The organism is Bradyrhizobium sp. 4 (assembly GCF_023100905.1).
Taxonomy (GTDB): Bacteria; Pseudomonadota; Alphaproteobacteria; order Rhizobiales; family Xanthobacteraceae; genus Bradyrhizobium.
In genome coordinates this window covers 2,981,590-3,006,006 of sequence record NZ_CP064686.1, presented here as the reverse complement: position 1 = coordinate 3,006,006, position 24,417 = coordinate 2,981,590, and the positions used below count along the sequence as shown (strand labels likewise).

At 58.8% G+C, this 24,417-nt stretch carries 24 protein-coding genes; 13 read left to right on the top strand and 11 right to left on the bottom strand.

The window, feature by feature from the left end; all coding sequences use genetic code 11:
* Positions 1 to 86 precede the first annotated feature (86 nt).
* The 4 genes from IVB45_RS13715 to IVB45_RS13700 all read left to right on the top strand — a co-directional run bounded on the left by IVB45_RS13715 (position 87) and on the right by IVB45_RS13700 (position 2,258).
* The gene (locus IVB45_RS13715) at positions 87 to 323 is read left to right on the top strand and encodes a PilZ domain-containing protein (RefSeq protein ID WP_247282422.1); all 237 of its coding nucleotides are present in this window, start codon (positions 87 to 89) and stop codon (positions 321 to 323) included.
* Between the two features lie 1,098 nt (positions 324 to 1,421).
* Positions 1,422 to 1,661 (top strand): hypothetical protein, encoded by a 240-nt coding sequence (locus tag IVB45_RS13710; protein WP_247359616.1) that lies wholly within the window; start codon positions 1,422 to 1,424, stop codon positions 1,659 to 1,661.
* A 44-nt stretch (positions 1,662 to 1,705) separates the two neighbouring features.
* On the top strand, positions 1,706 to 2,047 hold the full coding sequence (locus IVB45_RS13705; RefSeq protein WP_247359617.1) for a hypothetical protein: 342 nt from the start codon (positions 1,706 to 1,708) through the stop codon (positions 2,045 to 2,047).
* Between the two features lie 31 nt (positions 2,048 to 2,078).
* The gene (locus tag IVB45_RS13700; protein WP_247359618.1) at positions 2,079 to 2,258 is read left to right on the top strand and encodes a hypothetical protein; all 180 of its coding nucleotides are present in this window, start codon (positions 2,079 to 2,081) and stop codon (positions 2,256 to 2,258) included.
* Positions 2,259 to 2,623: 365 nt separating this feature from the next.
* Here IVB45_RS13700 and IVB45_RS13695 read toward each other — a convergent pair whose 3' ends face one another.
* From IVB45_RS13695 to IVB45_RS13665, 7 genes are all read right to left on the bottom strand, one after another.
* Positions 2,624 to 2,827 (bottom strand): cold-shock protein, encoded by a 204-nt coding sequence (locus IVB45_RS13695; RefSeq protein WP_247359619.1) that lies wholly within the window; start codon positions 2,825 to 2,827, stop codon positions 2,624 to 2,626.
* A gap of 1,982 nt (positions 2,828 to 4,809) precedes the next feature.
* Entirely contained in the window at positions 4,810 to 5,139 is a 330-nt protein-coding gene (locus IVB45_RS13690) for a hypothetical protein (protein WP_247359620.1), read from the bottom strand.
* A gap of 383 nt (positions 5,140 to 5,522) precedes the next feature.
* Entirely contained in the window at positions 5,523 to 5,699 is a 177-nt protein-coding gene (locus tag IVB45_RS13685; RefSeq protein WP_247359621.1) for a DUF3606 domain-containing protein, read from the bottom strand.
* 531 nt (positions 5,700 to 6,230) lie between these two features.
* The gene (gene ligD / locus IVB45_RS13680; protein ID WP_247359622.1) at positions 6,231 to 7,154 is read right to left on the bottom strand and encodes a non-homologous end-joining DNA ligase; all 924 of its coding nucleotides are present in this window, start codon (positions 7,152 to 7,154) and stop codon (positions 6,231 to 6,233) included.
* A 596-nt stretch (positions 7,155 to 7,750) separates the two neighbouring features.
* Positions 7,751 to 8,152: a hypothetical protein gene (locus tag IVB45_RS13675; RefSeq protein ID WP_247359623.1), complete on the bottom strand. Its 402-nt coding sequence runs from the start codon at positions 8,150 to 8,152 to the stop codon at positions 7,751 to 7,753.
* A 976-nt stretch (positions 8,153 to 9,128) separates the two neighbouring features.
* Complete coding sequence (locus tag IVB45_RS13670; RefSeq protein ID WP_247359624.1) at positions 9,129 to 10,277, bottom strand: hypothetical protein; 1,149 nt, start codon at positions 10,275 to 10,277, stop codon at positions 9,129 to 9,131.
* 411 nt (positions 10,278 to 10,688) lie between these two features.
* Entirely contained in the window at positions 10,689 to 10,853 is a 165-nt protein-coding gene (locus IVB45_RS13665; protein ID WP_247282405.1) for a hypothetical protein, read from the bottom strand.
* A 519-nt stretch (positions 10,854 to 11,372) separates the two neighbouring features.
* Here IVB45_RS13665 and IVB45_RS13660 point away from each other — a divergent pair.
* On the top strand, positions 11,373 to 12,182 hold the full coding sequence (locus tag IVB45_RS13660) for a DUF4365 domain-containing protein (protein ID WP_247359625.1): 810 nt from the start codon (positions 11,373 to 11,375) through the stop codon (positions 12,180 to 12,182).
* 269 nt (positions 12,183 to 12,451) lie between these two features.
* On the opposite strand, the gene IVB45_RS13655 is transcribed toward IVB45_RS13660, so the two are convergent.
* Positions 12,452 to 12,685, bottom strand: coding sequence for a helix-turn-helix transcriptional regulator (locus tag IVB45_RS13655; RefSeq protein ID WP_247359626.1), 234 nt, complete (start codon positions 12,683 to 12,685; stop codon positions 12,452 to 12,454).
* Positions 12,686 to 13,795: 1,110 nt separating this feature from the next.
* Between IVB45_RS13655 and IVB45_RS13650 the strand changes: the two genes are divergently transcribed.
* Both IVB45_RS13650 and IVB45_RS13645 read left to right on the top strand, forming a co-directional pair.
* Positions 13,796 to 14,125, top strand: coding sequence for a hypothetical protein (locus tag IVB45_RS13650; protein ID WP_247359627.1), 330 nt, complete (start codon positions 13,796 to 13,798; stop codon positions 14,123 to 14,125).
* Positions 14,126 to 14,786: 661 nt separating this feature from the next.
* Positions 14,787 to 15,374 (top strand): site-specific integrase, encoded by a 588-nt coding sequence (locus IVB45_RS13645; RefSeq protein ID WP_247359628.1) that lies wholly within the window; start codon positions 14,787 to 14,789, stop codon positions 15,372 to 15,374.
* 32 nt (positions 15,375 to 15,406) lie between these two features.
* On the opposite strand, the gene IVB45_RS13640 is transcribed toward IVB45_RS13645, so the two are convergent.
* The 3 genes from IVB45_RS13640 to IVB45_RS13630 form a co-directional block, all read right to left on the bottom strand.
* Positions 15,407 to 15,670 carry a hypothetical protein gene (locus IVB45_RS13640; protein ID WP_027569393.1) on the bottom strand — a complete coding sequence of 88 codons (264 nt, stop codon included), beginning with the start codon at positions 15,668 to 15,670 and terminating at the stop codon, positions 15,407 to 15,409.
* A gap of 288 nt (positions 15,671 to 15,958) precedes the next feature.
* Entirely contained in the window at positions 15,959 to 16,372 is a 414-nt protein-coding gene (rnk, locus tag IVB45_RS13635) for a nucleoside diphosphate kinase regulator (protein WP_247359629.1), read from the bottom strand.
* 9 nt (positions 16,373 to 16,381) lie between these two features.
* The gene (locus IVB45_RS13630) at positions 16,382 to 16,873 is read right to left on the bottom strand and encodes a GreA/GreB family elongation factor (protein ID WP_247359630.1); all 492 of its coding nucleotides are present in this window, start codon (positions 16,871 to 16,873) and stop codon (positions 16,382 to 16,384) included.
* A 796-nt stretch (positions 16,874 to 17,669) separates the two neighbouring features.
* Here IVB45_RS13630 and IVB45_RS13625 point away from each other — a divergent pair.
* From IVB45_RS13625 to mnhG, 6 genes are read left to right on the top strand one after another with little or no spacing between them, the layout of a single operon-like run.
* Positions 17,670 to 20,591: a monovalent cation/H+ antiporter subunit A gene (locus tag IVB45_RS13625; protein ID WP_247359631.1), complete on the top strand. Its 2,922-nt coding sequence runs from the start codon at positions 17,670 to 17,672 to the stop codon at positions 20,589 to 20,591.
* Positions 20,591 to 20,932, top strand: a complete 342-nt coding sequence (locus IVB45_RS13620) for a Na+/H+ antiporter subunit C (protein WP_027569389.1) — start codon at positions 20,591 to 20,593, stop codon at positions 20,930 to 20,932. Before IVB45_RS13625 ends, IVB45_RS13620 begins: the two co-directional genes overlap by 1 nt.
* Positions 20,929 to 22,560 carry a monovalent cation/H+ antiporter subunit D gene (locus IVB45_RS13615; RefSeq protein WP_247359632.1) on the top strand — a complete coding sequence of 544 codons (1,632 nt, stop codon included), beginning with the start codon at positions 20,929 to 20,931 and terminating at the stop codon, positions 22,558 to 22,560. The genes IVB45_RS13620 and IVB45_RS13615 overlap by 4 nt, the downstream gene beginning before the upstream one ends.
* Positions 22,557 to 23,045: a Na+/H+ antiporter subunit E gene (locus IVB45_RS13610; RefSeq protein WP_247282397.1), complete on the top strand. Its 489-nt coding sequence runs from the start codon at positions 22,557 to 22,559 to the stop codon at positions 23,043 to 23,045. The genes IVB45_RS13615 and IVB45_RS13610 overlap by 4 nt, the downstream gene beginning before the upstream one ends.
* Positions 23,042 to 23,323, top strand: coding sequence for a K+/H+ antiporter subunit F (locus tag IVB45_RS13605; protein ID WP_247282396.1), 282 nt, complete (start codon positions 23,042 to 23,044; stop codon positions 23,321 to 23,323). The genes IVB45_RS13610 and IVB45_RS13605 overlap by 4 nt, the downstream gene beginning before the upstream one ends.
* On the top strand, positions 23,320 to 23,670 hold the full coding sequence (gene mnhG / locus IVB45_RS13600; RefSeq protein WP_247282395.1) for a monovalent cation/H(+) antiporter subunit G: 351 nt from the start codon (positions 23,320 to 23,322) through the stop codon (positions 23,668 to 23,670). Before IVB45_RS13605 ends, mnhG begins: the two co-directional genes overlap by 4 nt.
* Positions 23,671 to 24,417 lie beyond the last annotated feature (747 nt).

Here is a 24,417-nt window from a genome sequence, read left to right as displayed (position 1 = left end):
GATTCTAACGAACTCATTTTGAGGCAGTAGGTGCGACGACAACCGACGTGCGCTCTGCGGGCGAACCCTTTTCTCGGAGAAAAACTATGGAGCAGAACAGTTCTCATTCGACACGCATCCCAAAGTCCGGCTCAATCAGCTTCGGCCGTTCAAAAGCAAATTGCTTGATCCGCAGCATCTCTGTATACGGTGCCGCGCTTGATATTGCAGGAAATGAAAAGATTCCCGACGAATTCGCGCTGACTGTCATTCCGGACGGTGACCCACGTCGCTGTTCAGTCGTCTGGCGTAAAGAAAAACGTATCGCCGTCGCGTTCTATTGATACCCGCCAACTCATGCGGATGCAGGATTTCAGCAGCGGCGAGCCGCCGCAATTTGCGAGGCCGAACGCTCGTTAGCCAACGCGTATTTTGCCAAGGGCAAGGCGCCGCCAGCCTGCGTAATGCGCGATTAGCACTCGCGGCCCGACGCGTCCTTGTCCGGTAAGACGCGCCGGGCCTAACCATTCCCTGCTTTCCCCGTAAGGTTTGGCTGAGCCAGCATAGAGCGATTCTACAAACGACTTATACGTGTCTGTGCAATCCCCAGAACGCGATCAGCAGGAGGGCCACGGCCCCGACCCCCAGCAACATGAGAACAGTTTCCAGCATGACGAATCAAGCTCCGGCTCGTGTGCAGGATACACGGGACGAAATTCGCCTGATAGCCGCTCTGATGGTGGAGACGGGCCGCTGAGCATCTAGAATTTCTCTGACGATCTTTAGCTCTTCATCCGTCGGCAAAAAAGAATCCGCCGGCAGAAAGGCGCAACTGAGGGCACCTTCCTTATCTCTCTTAATGCCTAGCTGCGAGGAGTCTTGTCTTCTCGGTTGAGCAGGCCAAGCCGTCGCTCCAGCTCTTGCTTTTGGCCACGAGCCTCACGGCAAGAATGTCATTTACAACCGCGTGGAGTTGCCACAGCTCTTCAACCGACATGCTCTCAAACGGCTTCCGTTCCATGAATCCCCCGACTCACGTGTTTCCCATAGCCTGGGCTTACAAGCGGGAGCCGGCAACTCGTTGTCGGTTGAGCGCGGAAGGTTATCTACCGTGATGACGTGTGTGCGATTTTTCGGAAGCTCGCCGGCTCGACCTTAACCGGTAGCGTCGCAACTCAGCTTGCATTAATCGGTGTCGCAACACGCCCAATTCTGCAATCTGATGTTCTAGAAAGGCGACACGTTGATGCAAGGCGATAGCGGCATAGGGGATACGATCAGAAATAACAATATTCCACCTCCGCCCGAAACTTCTAATTGATTGCCCAGCGCGATGCTCGATTGTCAAGAACTGCGCCCGACAGGCAGACGCGCGCGCTGTTCGAACGGCTCATGTTGAGTCCTGATCAGGTCGCATTATACAAGGAGATCAGCCTTATGACATGTACGCGCTGTGTAACACCCACTGGGTTTGCGAGAACCATCCCGATCGCCCTTGGGAGGGGCCAAAAGCCTGTGGCTGCGGCGGCGCCGGGGAGCCCTGCCCCGACTGCAACAAAGCCGCGCCCGACGAGATGCCGGTGCTGCCGAAGGGCTTTGACAACAGCCTCACCAGCATCGAGGTCATGCGCTCGCTGGTGAGGAACTCGGCAGGAAAGCCGCGCCGGAAGCCGCAGAAATAGGCCGGCAGACTCCAAAAAGCCGTCCCGCAACCTATCTGTTGGCCATGTTGAAAGCGTTCGAGTTCTGCCTGCCCACGGCGGCAAAGGCCGTGCCTGCTGATCCCGACTGGATTCACGAAGTCAAATATGACGGCTACCGCCTGCGCGTCGAGCGCCAGGGCAAAAGCGTGCGGCTGATCACCAGGAACGGCCATGACTGGACGAAGCGTTTCCCCTGGATCGTCCAGGCGGCGCCGAAGAACCGCGAGCAGCAATTCGTCATCGAGGTGAGGCTGTGGTTGCTCGGCGTCGACGGCGTCTCGGACTTCACGCGCTGCATTCGCGCAAGCACGACGACGAGGTGTAGCTCTAAGTGCGCGGGTTGCGAACTGCGCACTATGTTGTGAGACCGCGCCTTCAACATTGAAGGAGCGCCGCTTGCCGAAGAAGAAACAAGTAGTTCGTCGCGAGTGGACCACGTCCGACGTCAAGGAACTCAAGGCGCACTCAAAGGCACGAACGCCTGTCATGAAAATAACCAAGATGACCAAGCGAACCGAGGGCTCGCTACGTCAGAAGGCGCTCTACTTGGGAATTGGTCTGGGCCATCAGCGGTGATTGAAAGCTCGCTGGCTCACACAGAACCGACCTGCCGAGTTTCGATACTGGTTTGACATCAATCTGACACGCTCGGGTGCAGATTATTCGTCTTGCGATGCGCCGCTGAATCTCGCGGCCTCGTGCTAGAGGTTGAGGGCTCGCTACCGCCAGCCCCGGCGGGCCCTCCCTCAGTCAGCAAGACTGACGTTTAAGTTTTCCATAAGTGTGACATCGACGACATTGCGCCCCCGCACTGTCGCTCCAGGCTTGTCTTGCCGGGGCTGGAATCAATATTTCACGTCTTCATTTTACCCGGCTGGCCGCAGTGGTCCGCCGCTGCGGCCTTTTGTGTGGCGCCTATCTTCACGGCGCGTTTGGAGGGCTCACCCGACGCGCAGATTTTCCGCCGAGTCTTTTCCGCGATTGTTCACGACGTCAAAACTGACCTTGGCTACCTCATTGAGGCTGCTTAAGTCGGCTTTCTCAACCGCCGAAATATGGACGAAGACGTCCTTGCCGCCGTTGTCAGGTTGAATGAACCCGTAACCCTTCGTCGGATTAAACCACTTCACTGTCCCCATAGCCACGTAACGTCTCCCTTTCCCAAAGCTAAAAACAATACTGGAACTCAGACAAAAGCAAGGCTGGTGCTAGCGGCTTTGAGGCCACGGGCTCCACAATCGCTGCTCGCGGTCACAGCCGACGAGGATTGCCTGGCTTTCGTCGATGGCGTTCTCGGAGTGGTCAACACATGGTCGAAACCGCTACTCGGTGTCATTGAGCAACGAACAGGGGCGACCGCCGGGCGGGGGCTAAAGCATGTAAGTAAGTGTAAGCCAACCCGATACTGCGAAACACACTACAAGTCCGACATAGGGAAGAGCCACGCTCATTGGAATCTCCCAAGAAAAGAATTACGTAGAAATGGCCGTCTCTCCGACGCCCGCATCTACGACGAGCCTAAAGGCTCGCCTTGTCGCAAGGGGGGCTTTCTTAGCGACCGCCCGCTTTTGGAGTTGGATCTCTGCTAGCGCAACGCGCCTGCGCAACCGTTGGACCTCCAGCATCAAGTCGTTTAGCTTTTGGAGCTCCTCAGAAAAATGGCGGCGACGTGGGCTACAAAAAGCATCCATTGGCCCCTCACAAATCAGTCAGATCCTGCAAAAAAGATAGATTAATAGAATACTAATATACGTATTTCCGCTTTTCGAAAATAGTTTTTTTGGCCGAGGTTCCCTCAAAGGAACTGACGGGCGCTTGCGAAATCGACTTGGTTAATTCAGACTATTTAAATCGGTATTATTAGAAGCCGGGACGTAGGGCTGTGGCGCGCTATTTGGCTGCGGCTGCCATCACTTTTGATCTGCCGGAAGGCATTAGCTCAGGACTGATTTCCATCCGCTCATTAGCCGCGCGCGGTGCTCGGCGACTTCGGGTGCCCCCGTGAAGTGATTGAGAGTTTGAGGCTCGGATGATTTTGGATCTTCTTGTCGTCGTGCTTGCCGTATCCGCCGTCTCGTTGTTAGTCGCAAACCATGTTGTTCGGCGACGAGACGTTCTGTGGCAGGTGCGAAAGAATAATCGAGAAGGTCGTCAGGCTCTTCATTCAGAGCCTTTCATGTATAGGCGCCGCTTCCCAATCTCCTTCAGAAGCCGCGCCCGCAGTTCGAGCGCGACGTCGGGCGACTCAACCTCGCAGACGATCAACGACCTTGGCTCGCGATCCAGCGGAGATGCGCGGAACTTTGATCGCCCGAGAGCGGCGGCGATTGCGATCCTTAGGTCCTTGAACTCGTATAGGTCGTGAGGGCCGCAACAAAATTTTGATGTCTTGTCGGAATACGGCAACCCCCTCAGGCCTCACCTGCGTAGGACGACTCCGCTTCACGGCACCAAGCCGGTAAGAAACGACGCGCGCGGGATCGAATGCGCTGAGTTTTACACGTCACCTCGGGATCAGCATCCCTGGATATCAAGACCGTCGGGCTCGCGTCGACAAAGACGTTGCGATCAGTTCAGAAACTTCACAGCGAGACGGCGCTCATCACGCCATACAACGGAGCAATCGACATTCAAGCCAGCACATGGAACGCGAAGCCCAAATGCCGCGGGGACGATGGGCGCGCTATCGACTTGGACGATCGCAGAGGAATCCGTGAGGTGCCGGACCTTGCACCGCACAGGACTGCCCTCGACCAATATCTGCGCAGTATAGACGTTACGTCGCCGCCCATTCGCCACGTCCCCCAGTCTCCCCCGCTCTAGCGCGAGAGATATTGATCGGCGATTCCAGTCTCAAATGAGGCTGGATCATGGTTTCATTGGCCACGAGCTCTATCTCCATCGCAGCGAGAGCCTCCACGGCCACGTGCCGCCGTGCCAGCGCCATCTCGCTCTCGTCTAAGGCCGACAACTCTTTACCCTCGGATCGAAGGCCTAATTGGCGACCCATTTGCTCGAGACCCCAACCGCCCATGGCGACTTTCAGTTCTTATGGCGTTGGCGTCACGCGCGATCTCCATTGTGCTTCGAAACTTCCACGCCCTGTTCTCCAAGCAGTCTCGCTTCGCTATTTTTTCGGCGCGGAGCCGTCCTTTAGGGAAGCATTGTAGTCGGCCTGCGAACTGTTGATGTTTGGTTGATCGTTCGGTGTACTGCTTCCGGTTGTCGTTCCTGCCGTGCTGGTTGTTTCCCCGGGCGCATGGGAAGCGGCGCCGGGCTTGTCCTGATTGGCGACATAGCCAGATTCACCGGAGTTGCGGGTTTTTATGCCTTTGTCGGCTTCAGTTTGCACGTTTTGGTTCACACCAGCCTGAGACGTCGCGCCGGTTTGCTGCGCGGCAGCGGGTATCGAAATGAGTGGCAGCGTGGCAACAAGTGCCAAGGAAAGCTTTCGCATGGCTGTTCTCCAACCTAAACCCTGCCCTTGCATCAACGTGCGCATCTCCGAACATTTCCGCGAAGTGCTGAAAACTTGTGACTGCGACGTTGGCACGTTTCAAACAGGGGACGACATGCCGCATTAGCGTACGCTGCTCATGGGCGCTGTGACCGCCCTCATTTTTTCACCATGTCTCCGCGGGCTCCAGGTAGGCAGTCAGTAGGCTCTGCTTAGCGCCATTGCACGGGTCACCGGCACCACACTGGCAGCCGAGCTCTGCGCTCCATGCCCGGTCCGCAGACAAAGCCTAAGCCAAAGCAGATGGGACAGTTGGGATTGGTCATGGCATGAAAAGCGCGCGGGCCCTGCTCCATAGATCGCAAGCATACCGCGCGCCTCGGTTACACCGCCAATTGTTTGCGAACGGCGGCGGCCGAATTGCCTACTTTGTCGATGGCCTTCTGCAGCTCGTCCTTCGAGACACCAAGCGCCTTGGTCCAATACTTGACCTCGAAGTCTTCATGCATGTTGATTTTGCTACGGTCGCGCTGGTCCCGTTTGGTGAGACTGTCGCTCATCTTCCTCCTCCATCGCCTGTACAAGGCGCTCATCGTCGAGAACGGCCAGCAGGTCATTGATCGTGTTTTCGGCGTCCCTCGGCCCAGGCTCGACATAGCGAGCCAGGATGGCCTGGGCTTCTTTTACCGCTCGGGTTACGCGATCCGGCATGCCGGTACTGCACTCACTGGCGAGGAAAACGCCCGTAAGACGGCTGTGTTCCCAAAAGGAAGGCCTCCCGGACGACGGAGGCCTAGTCTGGGGAGGTTGCAGCATATGCTTGGAAAACTTGACCTGCTGCGCCCCGTTCCTACCGCTGCGCATGAAGCTGGCGCCTCCGCGCTGATCGCTTAATCTGCGTTATGGGTGCGCTCGAGCAGGAGCCCTGCTCGCGTCCCCGTAGTGGGCTCGTCCTGCCTTTGGTGAGCAATGGTGAGAGGCTTCAATAGAACCCGTCTGCTTGGATCCTTGGCGCATCAACGCCACCGCGTCTTCATCGCCCAGGCGGAGGCATCAGTAGCCCGCATGCGATGGCGTCGAATGTACGTGAGCTATTTTTTGGATAACCCTTTGAACGAACTGGCCCGCAGCAGGCCTTCCGAGGTGATGTCGCGGTATTCGATGTCGGCGTAGAATTTCGGCTCGACCCAGGTGGCTTTCGGTTTCTTGATGGGCTTGGTGAGCTTTTGCTTCGGGCTGGCGACAGTATCAAGCGCCTTGCGGATTTCCGCCGACTTCGTCCGGCTCCAGCCCGTCCCGACCTTCCCCATGTACCGCAGCTCTTTCCCTTCCTGCTTACCGAGGTAGAGCGCGGCGACGCCGGAGGGGTCCTTGACGAAGCCAACGACGGAGAATTTCTCGCGCTGGACGGTCTTGATCTTCTGCCAGGCCTCAACCCGCTCCGAGCGGTACGGCGCATCAACCCGCTTGGAGATGATGCCCTCGTAGTTCAGCTTGCTGGCCGCCTCGAACAGCGCCTGCCCATCACCTTCATGGTGCTCACTGTAGAAGATCGGTGCTTCCAGCCCGTTCTCGTCTATCAGCTGCTTCAGCAGCTCCTTGCGGGCAAGCTGAGCCATTCTGCGAAGGTCCTTACCGTCCAGCCATAGAAGATCGAAGGCGAAGTAAACCAGCCGGTCCTGGTCGCCCCTGCCGAGGTCCGCCTGAAGTTCTGAGAAGTTGGTCCGCCCTTCGTGGATGACCACCACCTCGCCGTCCACGATGGCCTGACCCGGAATGTCGAAGGCACCAGCAATAACCGAGAACCGATTGACCCAGTTGTGCCCGTTCCTGGAGAAAGCCTTCCGGTCGTCGCGGTCGATGTGAAGCTGGATGCGATAGCCGTCGTATTTGACTTCGTGAATCCAGTGAGCCCCCGAAGGCGCTTTCATCTTCAGGGTCGCAAGCTGGGGGCTGATAAAGCCCGGCATGGAAGCTCGCGGCTTCTTGGCCGGAGCCTTGGTACGCTTTGCCACTGACGCAACTCACAAAAAGCCCGCCGCCGGTGTTGGGAGCCGACGGCGGGGCAGTCTACCTACCTTATTCACGACTCTCCAACCGGGGAGCCGAAGCGGCGTTCCCGGGCGTTCTCTCATACAACCGCAATCGCGATTCCAGGTTGTATTTTCAACGTCAACGAGAACGGCCGCCGAACGGCTAGAGAACGCGACGTGATAGAGCGTTCTTCAGGAGGAACACCTAAGGCTCGATCGGTAATTTCAATATCACTTCCTCGATCATATCCTCGACAAACCCAGTTGCCCGGGAGGCATGGACTACCACCGCTGAGGTGTGGGCTGCGGTGTTCCGAACCGCGTGGATTCTGCTCCCGTCCACCTCGTTGCGCGCCTTACTCTGTAAGGATCCCGTGCACAACTCGCCACCCGGATGGCCGAACCGAACGCGCTCGGTAGAGCGGGGTGGCATGGCCGCAAACAAGGTAACGGCGGCACGCTTGGGGCTGGGAAGGCATTCAACAGTCCGCGACTATCCCGAGCCGCCGGAGCAACACCGGCGGCTTTCTCTTCGGCCGATCGAGGAGATGGGGCCGAGCTCGAAAACGCATCATAGCTCAAGACGCATTTCGAGCCTGCTCGCGAGCCGCACGGCGGCGCTGACGGCGCTCGCTCCTGCGCTTGCCCCGATCGGCCGAGAGCCGCAGAGGCGGCACCTGCACAACGGCGTTCTCGGCAGGAGCGGTGTTGAGTGGTTCGTCGGTGACGCGGCGCGCCTCCATGAGCTCCAACACGGCCCGCCCCTCGCTGGTGATCTTCCAACCGCCACTTTCGCGCACAACGAGACCTTGCGAGAAGATGTCCAAGCCAGGCACGCGCGCGGCTAGCCGCTTGGTCCGGTCGGCCCAATCCGGGCCGCTGGTTGCCAGGATCGCCATATCGCGCTTGAGATCGTCCATTACGGCAAAGCCGTCCGGGTAGCTCACCAGGATCTTCAGGACAGTGATCTGAAAATTCACGCGGCCCCCCGCCTGGCACCGCGCCGCGTGGTAGACGCTTGCGGCAGGCGGTCACGTCCGGCCTGCCCCAGCGCCTCCGCGCGTATCTCGCATCCGTGGCCTCTATTGAGATCGTCAGGTACGCATGTGGGCGCGCGGCGATCTCGCGTCGCGGAACGCTTTCAGAGGCTTGGTCCAGGACGACGCGCTGCAGCGCGGTGTTGGCTGTAAACACGAGACGCCCCGCGGGCGGGAATTTCGAACATGGGGTTCAGGAAGGTTAAACCTTCCTGCGCGAGCGCGCCAGCGTTCCTGGCGAGGCTTCCAGGGCCGTCATCTACACATCAGCCGCGCGCAGCTGCACCAGGAGGATCTTGAGGTCAGGCATGGTGTTTGCCAACCAGCACGGCGGACGCCAAGGGTCGGTGAAGTCGTCGGCCTGAATGGGGCCGTTATCGTTTGCGGGCGTCATTGTGTCCGTACGTGTTCCTGTTGGCCGTCTGCGCGGCCTGGAAAATAATCTGAAAACTTGCGGCCTAAACTCTGTGACTGTGCGGCCGGCGCGCGGGGCGAAACTTCTGAGAGCCTGAATCACCCCTCCCCCTTCGGCGCCAAGCTCGTCCACGCAACATCCTTCGCGACCAGATCATCGATCATCGCATCGTATCGTCACGCGCAGTCTGAATGTCTCCACAGCAGCAACCATCGCCTTGACGCGTTTCGCATCCTCGGGCGGCACGGCCGCACACACCGCCACTGATGCCGCGCCCCTAGCATCCTCCAGACGACGCCGAACAAATTCTAATGCGGTCTCGACGTCGGCCAGTTTTGCGCGGGGCCGCCGCTTGCTTGCTCAGCATCGGCGCGCTGTCGGCCTCGTCACCGTGCAACTCCGCCACTCGAACCGGTACCATTCGCCCAGCGCTCCCCGCCCACCGAGCTGTTTCTGAATATCAGGGCGTTCGCGTTCGGACGCGCGTCTACAAAACACTGGCGGTCAGTTCAGAAACTTCACAGCGAGACGGCGCTCATCACGCCATACAACCGAGCAATCAATATTCAAGCCAGCACTTGGAACGCGCAGGCCGAAAGCCGCGGGCACGAAAGGCGCGCTATCGATTTGAACGATTGCAGAGGAATCCGTGAGATGGCGGACCTTGCACCGCACAGAACTGCCGTCGACCAATATCTGCGCAGCATAGACGTTACGTCGCCGCTGGTTCGCCACGTCTCGCAGTCTCCCCCGCTCTAGCGCGCGGGAGATGCTGATCGGCGATTCCAGTCTCAAATGAGGCGCGACCATGGTTTCATTGCTAGGCCGCGAGCTTTTTCTCCATCGCAGCCAGCGCCTCCAAGCTAGATCCTGCGCTGCCACGGCTTTGCGCTCGCCGACCTTGGTATTTCCCCAGCTATTAGCGGCGGCTATCTCGCGGGCTGTCCGGCCATCTAGACTAGCCTCCAAAACCGCCGCATGGACCGCCAGTGCGGCAGCGAGTTGCGGTGCATCTAAGCCGGCGATAAAGGCATCCTCTGGCCCACCCGCCGGCCCCACGAAGCTGCCCGGCGTCGCGGTGACGCTGCCGTGCTGGCGATATCCTAGAAACTCGGCGCCCGGGGCGATGGCAGTCGTGTACCTTGGAATACGACAGGCCGGCGGCAACCCCGCATTGGCCCAAGCTTCCCCAAACGCGTGCCCGCCGCCGACGCCAAGGCGGTCAATCTCCCGGCGCCTATTATCGTTGCATGCGGATAATGTCTGCGCCCAGCGGGCTGCGCGATTGCGCCGATAGTCTTGGCCTTCCGAGCCGCGCTCGACCTCGGGAAACGCGCCCGTGGCCGGAAGGGAAAGGTGTCTGTCGTTATCTGCCTGCCGCTCTTCATCTGTCTTTCGGCGCTTGCCTTTGGGCTGCCTAAACAACTCCGCAGTGTCATGCCAGCGCCCGTCAGATCCGAGCCAGGCGGTGATCTGCCCACGGCTGTCAATGCGCAGGCGCCCGCATCGGCGCATCAAGCTCCGCCGCAATGATAGGACCATATCCGTCGCGCGCGCGAATAGCGTCCTTCGCGGCGAGCCGAACCATTTCGTCAGGCGACGGTCGGATTTCCACGATCCGGTCAACCTGGGTGCCACCAACTTCGTTATCATTCGCGGGCATCCAGGCCGAAGGCGCGTTTGGCGCAGCGTAATCTTGCAGGAGTCGCAAATCAGAGCGCCTGCCGGCGCGAGCGAGGCGGGACTCGAGTGGGGTATGTTTTTTCATGGAAACCTCGTGACGATGGTGCTGCTGACCTTGCCGTTATCGGCTCTACTGATTAGTGCGGCTTCTGCGGCCAAGTGCTGGAATGTCCGTACAGCTGGCGGGTTTTGATAAATAATCAAACGCGGAATAAAATTTACGCGTGGCTGGACGGCTGGTTTGCAGGAAGCAGATCGGCTTGGACTTTGAGCCGGCCCCTACCCGACCATGTTTCCCCTCCGGTTTTGCACGCGCGGAAGGGAGGCTGGGGGCGTCGGTCCCTGTTTGAATGACTGGAGAGCGTGTTGGCACCCCTCCGCCTACCCTTGCAACCACGGCACCAGGTCGCCCCGTCCAGCTTCAAGCAGCATCTCAACGGGCACCCATTGCCAACACCACTCACCAGTGGATGGGTCGCAACCATAGACGTGCAGCGCCTCGCCATCGCAGTCGTCGACCTCTTCAATCGTGTCTAGATCAAGCATTGCAAACCTTCCTTCGAGACCGATTTGCAGATTTGCAACCCATACGGATTTTCGAAGTGATCCGAAGAAAACCGGAGTGATTGCAAATCCTGCAAATCTGCAAGTGAATTGATAATAATCAGATGTATCACATACTTACACCTACCGCTCCAGTTGCAGTTTTCTTGCCCGGTACACGCAGCGAGTTCTGGCGTGCGAAAATAGAGGCGAACCGTAAGCGCGACAGCAAGACGTACGATGCCCTTCGCGGCGGTCGCTGGCGGGTGCTGACAGTCTGGGAATGCAGTGTCAAAGGACCAGCCCGTATGCCTTTGCAGGATGTCCTTTGCGCCTGCGCCGACTTTGTTCAAGGGAATTTGCCATCTGCCGTGTTGGCAGGATCTTGGCCGCAGAAACGTTCTATGAAGAAGCGCTCTATCGGTCCGAAGCGGTCCTCACGCGTTGAATGGCCGGGGCCGTGATGATGACACCTAAGCCGCTCGTACGCTCATACGGGCCTTCTACGCACGGCGGACGGGGATGAAGCTACGCTTTCCAAAACGGACGAACACCCATGTAACCGAAGCCGGCTCTTGGCGGCTGCTCCAAAGCCTTGCACCCCAGGAATGGATCGTTCGTGAGGTATCTGAGCGGGACTACGGTATTGATGCTTACATCGAGCTCGTGGAAATCACCGGTCATTTGCTGTCCGGCCAACTCAAAGGCGTCCGAAGTATCGAGTGGCAACCGTCTGAGGACGGTGGTCGTATTGCCAGATCCCCCTCGGTAAAGACGTCAACCGCCGCCTACTGGCTCGGCCTTCCCATACCCATGTTTCTGTTCGTCGCCGATCTCTCTGCCCAAAACATCTTCTTCGTCCCTGTCAAGGAGGCGCTCCGGCGGGACTACGACAAACTTGCCAGTCAAGAGACCATCAGCTTCGCGCTAGTGGACGCGCTCTCGCTGACATCCGAGAACGGTTTAGAAATGCTGCGCCGGCTTTATACGCGAGAACGCCTACACGACCACTTCTCGTTTCACATCACAAGCCTGATCAGTCACGTCGACGCCTTCGGCGAGTTCATAAGGATGAACCAAAACCGCGACGTGTTCATGGAGTGCAGACCGAACAGCACCTCCAGTTCCGGGCGCTGTACGAGTCCTGCCGGATGGCGTCGCTCTATCTTGAAGACAAATGGACAGTCGAGTCCCTGGCTGAGCTATACCGGAAGGACCGGACAGAATGGAAGGACGACACGGTTTACCTGCATGAGAGGACGCTCGACCATGCTCTTCAAAAAATCGATAAGTTCTTCCCATCCTTGGTCCGCAAGGCACTCGCCCTCGTAGGCGAGGTGCAAGCGAGTTACTCGTTTGACAAGGATCCCATCCTTTTCAGTCTTTGTAGCAGCGGTGAGCTGGAATGGTCGCTCAAGCGATTCGAGGAGGAATCCGGAAGATAGGCCAGTTGTGCATTTCGGATTGCGGGGCCTTCCAGCACCGAGATGGACAGCCCGAGCGCCATGTTGGTCAAGCTTCGGCAAACTTGGGCCCATGTGACAAAAGCAGCCAACGAACCGTTCGGGATGAGCCGGTAGGGAAATACAAGGAACTTGACTTCAGCCGCTGCGCTTCTGCCGAGACGTCTGCGGCTCCAGCAACTCCAAATGACTGACTCCCAGTGCCTTTGCAATTTCGTACAAGGTCACAACAGTCGGATTACGGCGCCCAGACTCGAGCCCACTTAGATACTGCTGGCTAAAACCGGACATATCGCTGAACTGCTCTTGAGTCAGCTTCTTCTCAAGTCGGATTCTTTTGACATTTTGGCCGACCAGCCTGCGCATATCCATGCGCGGAAACAAATTCGATTACACAATGCAAGTTTATCAACTATAGTATGTAAGATCGGTCGCTACGATTACAGCTTATGACTAGCCAACCCCACTTTGGTTTATCCGACCAGGAACAACGACGAGATGGCCAACACCTTCGAAGCATTCTTCGCAGTTGAAGCCAGCGGCCCCTTGGGCCCGATATCGTACCGGGCTGGCTATCGCTGCGGTGAGACCGGAGACGTGGTTTGTGCGCTAGAGCTGCCGGCCTCGATCGTTGAGACAACAATATTAAGATATGCAGAGTTCATAGCAACGGTCGCTCCGGATGGGCACATTCGTTGCAGCTCGCCCAAAATTACTTGCGAGGACATGGAAAAAGGCTTGCCATGCGTCACCGAACCGATTGACCAGCTCATCGGTCGGATCGTTTCGGTCGATAGCCTACACTGTGAAGAAGTCACGTCAGCCGATTTGAGTTCTCTTCTGCAACGTCTCTGCCGTTCAGTAGCTCTCGTGCAAGAAGCCTTGCGGCATCTGTCCGATCAGCACACAAAGATCCGATGTAAGACTCCCTCGCCTATCGACTTGCCGAGCCCGCATGGCAACTTTTAGAGCGATCCTGTCGCTACCATGCCTTGGCCCGCGTCGCAGACGAGGATTGTCTCAACGCCACCAAGCCCGCCTGAAGTAGCCTAGCAATGTACGTCTCAAGGGCATAGTACAAGTCGGCTCGCTCAAGTCCCGCTGCTTTGATCATAGCCGCCTCTACGACTCACGAATCGATACGATGTGCCTGGATCACTCCCCGCGAGAGCCTCGACTTGAGGCGGGAAGTTCAATCCGGAGGTGCGCACATAGGCGCTGATCGTCAGTACGCCGTTGCCTCGCTGCTCTTCAATTGCGTAAGGAGTCCCTCCTTGCGACACCTGCGGGATCCCCACAGCGTAAATAGGCTTGCGCGTGACATAGTGAACGTGATCGATCGCGCAAGCTCAGTTTGAAAAAAGTGGGAGGCGCAGCGGGAGAAAATTGCGAACGCTGCCGCCTCCTGTGGATACCGATAGAAGACCTTCAAACCTTTCTAAATAGCTTGCCTGGCCCCTCTTTGACGAGACCGGCGAGACCTTGTTTCCCGAACTGATGGCAGAACTGGACGACATCAAGCAAGGCATCGTCTCCGGGCTGGCTTTGCGGCGTGATCATAAGCACCGGAGATCACCTATTCCGCTGCCATGGATTACGGAGCGACAGGATCTTCGATATCTGCGGGAGGTCGTGAAAAAGATCATTCGGGCGGCCAGTCTACGGGAAGAGCTGTCATTCACTTCGTTCCGCCACGGCGGCTTTACCGAGGGGGCTGACAGCGATCTGACGGACGCTGAGCTGAGAGCGGCCGGGCCCACCGGTCATCGCGGCAATTGCCGACCTATGCAAAGCGCACACGGAAACAGCTAATTTCAGGCACCAAGAAGCGGCGAGAGGAAAGAACAAAAACAGCCGGTTTGTCGGAATAGCCATCGGCCGTCTGTCGGAATGACGTCCGCGAGAAACCCCTAAGCTATTGAAAAGTTTGGTGGGCGCACCAGGGCTCGAACCTGGGACCCGCTGATTAAGACTCAGCTGCTCTGAGAAACTTCGCTGGTGGATTCACCCACTGTGAAAATCGGAGCGCCAGGCGCGCGAGCTTCTGCAGACGTCAAATTGCCTCAGGCGTGATCGCCCACGCTTGCCGTCAATGTATTTTTTCTTGATCTTCCGGTGCACACGTCGCGCACACGCCGCCTTCTAACCAACTGAAAATACTGAACTCTCGTTCCAATCCATCATGGGCGCCACAGAAAAGCGATAGCCTTGATATTCCAAGTAGTTATCCCATCCTTACAATAGACTAGAGCAGGAACAAGTGCACACGTGTGCACCCCAAATTGCACACGTTTGTACCGCGTTTGATCTCCCGGTGCACACGTAGCGCACACGAAATCGGAGTGGAGTGCACACGCAATGCCGACCTTTACGAAGCGCAAGTTGGGCAGCTGGCGCGTTCAAGTCAGGAGGAAGAACGAGTACGTCGCAAACACCTTCGTCCGGCGGCGTGATGCGGAAGAGTGGGCACTGGATGTTCGAGCGTTCAATCGACCGCGGCACCCCAATTCGACGCTCCCGGCCTTTTGAGCAGCCTCGAATATTTTCCGATTTGATCGCGCTGCACCTCGACGATCTTGCGCAGGCCATGCGCCAAGCCGAGATCTGCCGGATCGAATGGTCCGATGTCGGTATGACAAAGCGAACTGTCACCATTCGCGACCGCAAAAATCCGAGGTGCAAGGACGGAAACCATCAAATCGTCCCTCTCCTAAATTCGACAGACTATGCTGCGTGGCAGATCATGCTGGAGCAACGCATTCTGACGCGCGGTCTCGGGCGCGTATTTCCTTACCACTCGAAGTCCGTCGGGGCCGCTTTCCGCAGGTCTTGCAACGCGATCGATATCGATGATCTTTGCTTTCACGATTTGCGTCACGAAGGGACAAGCAGACTCTTCGAAGCGGGTTTCTCAATACAGCAGGTCGCTATGGTGACGGGCCATAAGGATTGGCGAATGTTGCAACGCTATACAAACCTCAAGCCCGAGGATCTGCACAAGATGCAGAAAGCCGCTCAGCCGTCGCTGGAGCAGTTCCTGGCAACGCTGGCAGCAAGCTAGGGTGACTACCCCCTGCTCGCTCGCGGACCCGACTATCTGTCTTCGCCGCTCCGCCGACGGAAGGGATCGGCGACATCGTCGTGGCCGCTGCGGCTGCTGAAGAACATCAGGGCCATCAGCCCGCAGCCGATAACCAGCGAGAAGAAAGCTCCGAGCCCAAGCGCGATCCAGCCGTGCTTGCCCATTTCGACCCCACTGCTGGCTCCCCAGATCGAGACAGCCCAAACGCCGGTCAGGATCAACATGGCTCCCAGAGCAACCAACAGCGCGATCTGGCCGGCACTGATGTTCTTCATGGCTGTTTCCGCTGTGTGTCTAACGAGGGTCAACGGCGAAGAGCGAGGAGGCGTTCCTGAACAATGCCAAACCCCGAGTGGCTCGTCTGAGTTCGGTGCCGGAACGTGCCGGGCGCTGATTCGCGAAGCTTACGGCGAGTGACTTGCTGCACGGCAGCAACCTCCGTCGCAGGCAATCCGGTCCATCGAATCCAATCAAAAAACACGCCCACATCCGGGCGCGACGCCTCGGGACGGCGCCCCCACCTCGTAGAGGCGGCGATGTTCGATCGGACTAAACGCGAGGGCTTATTCGGACACAGCGAGAACGGTCAGGCCCCTGGTGCGCCTGTGGGGCGTCTCGAAGTCGATCCGCTGCCCCGGCGATAGGCCGATCAAGGCCGCTCCAACAGGCGTCAGGACCGAGATCTGATTGAGCTCGATGTTTGCCTCATGCGGATAGACCAGCACGACCTCTCGGCTCGCACCCGTCTCGTCGTCGCGATAAGTCACTTTCGACCCCATCCTGATCACGCCTCGCAAGTTGTTCTCGTCCGTCACCGTGGCACGTTCCATCTCTCGAGCCAGAAAATGGGCCACTCGCGGAAACAGATCCATGCTCGAATTGGCCAAGGAACTGAGGCGCCGTGATTCGTCCTCAGTGATCTTGATCGGTGGCAACGCCGGCTGTTCTTGCCGGCTCTCAGCTTCGAAATTGCGCATTGGTCGCTCCTATGCTGCAGTTGGTCCGGGGTCGTCGTCGAAAGGGTTGCCTGACCGCCTCGTCCCTCTCCGGAAGAGTGGGACGACCTTTGAATCCGATGGGGTCAGGCTTTGGACCCTGACGACATTCAGGCATCCGGCGACGAAGTACGGCATCTGGTCGCCGACCTGCAGTCCGATCAAAGCTGTACCCAGTGGGGTCAACACCGAAATGCAGGCGGGATCCGACCAGCACTCCTCGGGCCAGACCAGTTGCACGGTGCGACGCGGAACGCCCCAATTCGTGCAATGGGTGACCCATGATCCGATCGTCACGAAAGGACGGACGTTGTCCGCTTCGTCCGGGACGATATCGGCGCGGTTGATTTCGCCCATGAGGAACATCCCGTCCAAATCTCCTTTTTGGACGGCGAGACGGGCGAGCTGTTCGAGCCGCGGATAGTCTGATGAGGTCAGTGCGATTTTTGGAAGAGGCAGCACGGCGCACTCCTTCTGCTTCAAGACGACCTCTCGAGTGGAGGTCACGAAAGCTGGAAAAGAGCCCGGACGGCGCGAACACCGTCCGGCTAGCCGCCTGCTTGGAGGCGGCCGGCGTGAAGAGCAAAACGCGCGGTGCGCGCATCAATGTCGATGACATAAGCCATGATGCTCTAACTATAGTAGTTCATTTCTCTGAAAACATTGCGACGAAACCGCACAGCACCTGTGCACACGAAATATCGAGAGGGGACAAAGGAGCGTCATTGAAGTGAGAGGGGCGGACAATCACGCGGGTCCACCCAGCTGCGCAAGAACGTGTGTCGAAGTTTGCACCGCGTGGGATGGCCAAGCTGGCGTTGCTGCAGGCGATCGCTCTTGTCGCACCGGTAGGCCTGGGCGGCGGTTTGACATGAATGTGAGCCGTACTTCTGCCGAACCATTATTATAGTCGGCATCGATCGCTTGCACCTGGCGATGGAACACTGAACGGGCGCCATGACATGCGTACCGCTCCGAGGTCAGCCCCGCTGAGGACACCGAGCCGGTCGAGATGAGTGGCTGGCGGGTATCGCGCTCTGCGGATTCTACGCGTTGCTCGGCGCTCTCGCGGCCCTCGTTGCCGCCGCGACTGGCACCCTTCCACACTGGATCTGAACAGCTCGATTGCGGAGCCAGTGTCCGCCAGAATGGCGGTTTCCGGGCCAAACCATCACAACGGCGCTAAATCTAGCAGTGGAGATATCGATCCGCCTCGGCTAAGCAATTGAGGATCAGCGAAAGCATCTCTCCACCTCGCAGCCTGGGGCAATGAACGCAAATGTTCCTGCTTGCCGTTCTCGTCCTTCCTTTCGCAGGAAGCTTTATTGCGGCACTCTTGCGGGTCAATGCACGCAACGCTGAGGCATGGCTCGCTGGAGCGGTCGCACTTACAGCTTTTTGCCTCATCGGCGCGGCTTATCCGAACGTGACGAATGGCGGCGTTGTCGGGTGGCGAACGGACTGGGTCGCTGAACTTGGACTCGCATTTGTGCTGAGGCTTGACGGGTTCGCATGGGCCTTCGCCATGCTGATCACCGGCATCGGCTTTCTGGTGGTGCTGTATGCCCGGTACTACATGTCACCCAGTGATCCCGTTCCGCGGTTCTTCTCCCTGCTGCTCGCCTTCATGGGAGCAATGCTGGGAATCGTGCTCTCCGGCAACCTGCTCCAACTGGTTTTTTTCTGGGAGCTGACCAGTCTCTTTTCATTCCTGCTGATCAGTTACTGGCACCACAACGCGGCGGCGAGAGACGGCGCGCGGATGGCGCTGGTGATCACGTCGACGGGTGGGCTTTGCCTCTTCGCCGGCGTGCTGCTGATAGGACACATCGTCGGCAGCTATGACCTGGAGCAGGTGCTGGCTTCCGGAAACGCGATCCGTTCGCACGCGCTTTATGTCCCCGCACTCGTTCTGATCCTTCTCGGCGCTCTCACAAAAAGCGCCCAATTCCCGTTTCATTTCTGGCTGCCGCACGCGATGGCCGCTCCAACTCCCGTTTCCGCTTATCTCCATTCGGCAACAATGGTGAAGGCCGGAGTGTTCCTTCTGGTGCGGCTCTGGCCGGCAATGGGTGGAACGAATGAATGGCTGTGGCTGGTGGGCTCGATCGGCCTGATCACGTTTTTTCTGGGCGCGTTTCTCGCCGTGTTCCAGCAGGATCTGAAAGGGCTACTGGCCTACTCGACGATCAGCCATCTCGGGCTGATCACACTTTTGACCGGACTTGACACCCCATTCGGGCAGATCGCGGCGATTTTCCATATCATGAACCACGCGACCTTTAAGGCATCGCTGTTCATGGCGGCCGGCATCATCGATCACGAAACCGGCACGCGCGACATCCGCCGCCTTAGCGGGCTATGGGCCTTCATGCCGATTACGGCGACGCTGGCCATGGTGGCTGCCGCAGCAATGGCGGGAGTGCCGTTGCTGAACGGTTTTCTGTCGAAGGAAATGTTTTTTGCCGAGACGATCGAGGTCCATGACAATTCCCTCGTCGATCAGGCGCTGCCGTACATCGTCACTCTCGCCAGCACGTTCACGGTTGCCTATTCGCTGCGCTTCATTCGCGACGTGTTCTTCGGCCCGGCTCCAACCGGCTTGCCACGCGTTCCACATGAGCCGCCACTGTTGATGCGACTTCCGGCCGAACTGCTCGTGCTGGCATGCCTCATCGTCGGCGTCGCGCCGGCTCTCACTGTGGCGCCGATCCTCGATACGGCTGCCCGGGCGGTTCTCGGCTCCGCGATGCCGGAGTACAGCCTTCGTCTCTGGCACGGAATTACGCCTGAACTTCTGATGAGCATCGTAGCGATGGCTGGCGGTTTGGGCGTCTACGTCATGCTGCGGTCCTACCTGCTCTCGCATGAGGGACCGCCCTTGCTCGGTCGCATCAATGGCAAGCGGATATTTGACTGGGTGTTGGTGACATTGTCCTGGCGGCTTGCACGATGGCTCGCCACAAATCTCGGCACGAGGCGTCTCCAACCACAATTGAGACTGTTGGCTGGCGTGGCGTTCGTCGCTGCCCTGCTGCCCCTCTACGCCCGCGGCCTCTCGCTGACGGGACCGTCAGAGAGGGAATTCGACCTCGTCTTTGGATTACTCTGGGTGGTCGGCGTTGGTTGCGCGGTGGGAACCGCGGTCCAGGCCAAATTTCATCGGGTGGTGGCGCTGATACTGCTCGGGACCGCGGGTCTCGTCACCTGCGTCAGCTTCGTCTGGTTGTCCGCTCCCGACGTCGCGCTGACGCAGATCGTCGTTGAGACGGTTACGACGGTTCTCCTGTTGCTCGGCTTGCGGTGGCTGCCGAAACGCATTGCGCGACCAGGCCCGGCCGAGGCGCCCGACAGCATTCGGTGGCACCGCGTTCGCGACTTCTCCATCGCGCTCCTCGCCGGGCTCGGTTTGGCCACCCTTGCGCTGGCAGCCATGCAGCTCCCGGACAATCACAGCATTTCGCGATACTTCGTGGAAAACGCATACACGAAGGGTGGCGGAACTAACGTGGTCAACGTCATCCTGGTGGATTTTCGCGGGTTCGATACGCTCGGCGAGATCACGGTGCTTGCGGTCGTCGCGCTGACCGTCTTTGCGCTTTTGCGCCGTTTCCGCCCGGCCCCCGAAAGCATTCCCGTTCCCGAACAGCAGCATGTCCAGGATGCCCACGACGAGGCTCATCCCGATCGACAGAAGGGCGACACTGCCAAAAACACGCTGGCTACTGCGGCATTGATGATGGGCTTGCTGTTTCCCGTGATCGGCGTCGTGGCCATCTTCCTTCTCTTGCGCGGGCACGACCTTCCAGGCGGCGGCTTCGTCGCCGGCATCGCAATGGCAACGGCGTTCATCCTGCAGTATATGGCTCGCGGCACGGTGTGGGTGGAAGCTCGTCTTCACGTCATGCCGGTGCGTTGGATGGGTTTCGGCCTCTTGCTGGCAGGATTTGCGGGAGCTGCAGCCTGCGTTTTCGGACACCCCTTCCTGACCTCGTACTTTGCATATGCCGAACTGCCTCTGCTCGGTCGCGTCCCCACGGCCAGCGCTCTTCTTTTCGATATCGGTGTGTTCTCGCTCGTCGTCGGCGCCACGGTCTTGATGCTCATCGCAATCGCGCATCAATCGCTGCGTCGCTATGGCGTGCCGCTCCAGGCGGGGCAACGCGCGCCCGATGAGCGAGCGAAAGAGGAGTTGGTGTAATGGAGCTTAGCCTGGCCATCGGCATAGGTGCGCTTACGGCGTCCGGAGTGTGGCTGATCCTCAGGCCGCGCACGTTTCAAGTCATCATCGGGCTTTCGTTGCTCTCTTACGCCGTCAATCTCTTCATCGTGGCCATGGGACGGGTGCGGACGGGAGCGCCGGTGCTGATCGCAAAGGAGATCGGGGATCCAACGAAACATGCTGACCCGCTACCACAGGCGCTCGTACTGACTGCAATCGTCATCAGTTTTGCGACGACCGCGTTGTTCCTTGTCGTTCTCCTCGCGTCGCGCGGCCTGGCTCGCACCGATCACGTCGACGGTCAGGAGCCCGAGGCGTGAGCGGAATTGCAAATCTGGTCGTTGCGCCCATCGTCCTGCCCCTGCTTGCCGGCGCAGGCATGCTGCTCTTGAATGGAGAGCGGCACCGCAACATCGTGGCTGCGGTCAACGTGGCCATAACGGTTGCACTCGTTTGTGTCGCGGTGATCTTGCTCGGAATGTCTAATTCGGGTCACCCCGAAATCAGGGAAGTCTATCGCCTGGGCGATTGGCCTGCTCCGTTCGGAATTGTCCTCGTTCTCGATCGGCTCTCCGCGCTCATGCTGCTCCTGACCAGCATCCTGGCGCTGGCGTCAGTTGTGTTCTCTCTTGCCCGTTGGCACCGGACAGGCGCGCATTTCCATCCGCTCTTTCAGTTTCTGTTGATGGGCCTCAATGGTGCCTTCCTGACCGGCGATCTCTTCAACCTGTTTGTCTTCTTCGAGTTGTTGCTGGCCGCTTCGTACGGACTTCTGCTGCATGGTTCCGGTCTCGCACGGGTGAAGGCTGGGTTGCACTACATCGTCATGAATCTGGTCGCGTCTCTATTGTTCCTGATCGGGGTCAGCCTGATCTATGGCGTCACCGGGACGCTCAATATGGCGGACCTCTCGGCGCGGATACCTGCAATCGCCGCGGAGAGCCGCGGTTTGCTCGAAGCAGGCGCCGGCATGCTGGCCGTGGCCTTCCTGCTCAAGGCCGGCATGTGGCCCCTGTGTTTCTGGCTGCCGACGGCCTACGCAGCCGCGAGTCCACCGGTGGCGTCGATCTTTGCGATCATGACCAAGGTCGGCGTGTATATCATCCTGCGTCTATCGCTGTTGCTTTTTGGTGAGGGCAGTGGCGCGTCAGCGGGCTTCGGCAGTGACTGGCTGTTATGGGGTGGGTTGGCGACGATCGCCTTCGGAGCAATCGGCACATTGGCATCCCAGGACACCGCCCGTCTCGGCGGCTTTTCGGTGCTCGTATCCTCCGGAACTGTGTTGGCAGCCACGGGGACCGGGCAAGTCAGTGTCACCGGTGGAGCACTGTTTTACCTGGTCAGCTCGACCCTCGGCATCAGCGCGTTCTTCCTTCTGGCCGAACTCATCGAGCGCGGCCGCGAACCCGGAGCTGACGTGATCGCCGTCACGCGAGAAGCTTACGGAGAAGACGACGATGCGGACCATACCGAAGAGGAAGTCGGCACGGCCATTGTGGCCACGATGGGGTTGCTCGGCGTCGCCTTCATCGGGTGCGCACTGGTCATCGCCGGGCTTCCGCCGCTGTCGGGTTTCATAGCCAAATTCGCGCTGCTGACGGCGGCGCTTCATCCTTCAGGCATGCATCCGGGCGGTGCCGTTCCTGGCAGTGGGTGGGCGCTCTTGTTGACGCTCCTCGTGTCCAGTTTTGCGGCGTTGGTCGCGCTGACCCGAGCAGGTATACGCTCCTTGTGGGCGTCGCCAGATCGCACCGTGCCGCGTGTGCGCCTGATCGAGATGGCGCCCATCATGTTCCTGTTGATCATTTGCGCGGCCCAGACAGTGCTCGCCGGTCCGGTGATGCGCTTCATGCAGGCAACGGCGCAATCGCTGCACGCGCCGGCGGGCTACATCAGCGACGTCCTGGAGATCAGCGCCCAAGGCAGCCGAAAGGCGGGCGGCAAATGACGCGATTCCTGCCCTTTCCGCGGATGAGCTTCTGTCTGCTCGCATTGTGGCTACTGCTCAATCAGGCAGTCACCGTCGGACATGTCCTCCTCGGTTGTGTGATCGCGCTCGTCGGCGGGCGGTTTCTCACCGTGCTGGAGTTACCAAGCACGCGCGTCAGGCGACCCGGCGTCCTCCTACGCCTGTTGGGATTGGTGGCGATCGATATCATCCGCTCCAACTTCGCGGTTGGCCGGATCATTCTCGGTTTTGGGCGCCGACAGCGAAAATCCGGGTTCGTGAACATTCCGCTCGATATGCGCAATCCCTATGGACTGGCGTTGCTGGCTTGCATCATTACCTCGAGCCCCGGAACGCTGTGGGTGAATTTCGATACACAGAAAGGGTTGTTGATGATCCATGTTCTCGACCTGGTCGATGAAGCCGAGTGGGTCCGCACGATCAAGCAACGCTACGAACGCCATCTGCTGGAGATATTCGAATGAGCCAGCTCTTGCTGATCTACGCGCTGGTTGCCGCGCAGGTAGTTCTGGTGTTGGCTCTCGGCTGTGGCGCGGTTCGCATATTTCGGGGGCCGCGAGCACAGGATCGCGTTCTGGGCTTCGACACGCTGTCCGTGAACGCGATGTTGTTGCTTCTGACGTTCGGGATTCGATCCGGCGAAACGCTCTATTTCGAGGCGGCTCTCGCCATGGCCCTCTTCGGCTTCGTGGGTACGGTTGCGCTGGCGAAGTTTCTGCTGCGCGGCGAGGTGATCGAATGAACGGCATCGAACACCTGCCGCCCTGGGCTGCTGCTCTCACGGCACTTCTCGTTTTTGCTGGCGCCATCGTCACACTCGTCGGTTCGCTGGGCCTCTTGCGGTTCGGCACATTCTACGAGCGGGTCCACGCGCCGACGCTCGGGACGACGCTGGGCACCGTATTCATTGCAGCTGCTTCGATCGTTTGCTTTTCGGTACTTCAGAGCAGGCCCGTGCTGCACGAAATCCTGATCATCGGGCTTGGCTTGGTAACCACGCCTATTGCCCTGACCGTATTGGTGGGCGCAGCGCGATTTCGCGATACCGCCGAAAAGAGTGCGCAGGTTCGCGGACCAAAGGGCAATTAGCGCGAGACGCGCGAATTCTTGCGGCAGGTTCCTTGACCGGCGAGTCGGTCAATCCAGGCTAAATGTCGCATTGGATTCCTGCATCGCATGCCCACTTCTAAGTAGATGATGCGTGATGCTGAGTAGTAGGCGAGTTCGCCGAAGTCTTTGCATGTTGGCCGCCTGATCATAGGCAATCAGCCCCGAACTCGGTCCATGCGTTCGCACCACCCGTGCGAGGGAGACGTCACCGTGAGGCTAGAAGGACAGTATCGAAAGATCAAATCGGAGCTTCCTCGCGGATACGAGGTCCTGGCGCAGACAGAAATCACTCGCGCGCGGCCTGTATTGCCCTTGACCAGCGATGTCGACGCAGTCTTGGCTCCAAACACAAACAGATCGAGCGCAAATTCCGCCCTGCTCCCTTTCGAGAGCCCTTTGCGCGATTCAGATCGAGGTCGCTCAAATGGCGTTCGGACTTTCCAGAATTTTCCCAGTCCACGCATCGTGCACACGTCGCTCTCTAACCAATTGGAAAACCTAAACTCTCGCTCCAATCCATGCTGGCCCCTACAGCAACCGAGGCCCAACCAGATCCAATTAGAGACGGTCTCTCCAACTAAGGACAGCAACTGCGATTCGAGGATCACGTCAAGGACGTCGCCTTATGGCGGGCGGCCGGCCAACCTTGTCCGAATTGAGCGGTTAGTTTTGCCGCATGCGAAGGCTGGATACGAACATGTGACCGGTATGATCTTCGGACTTGAG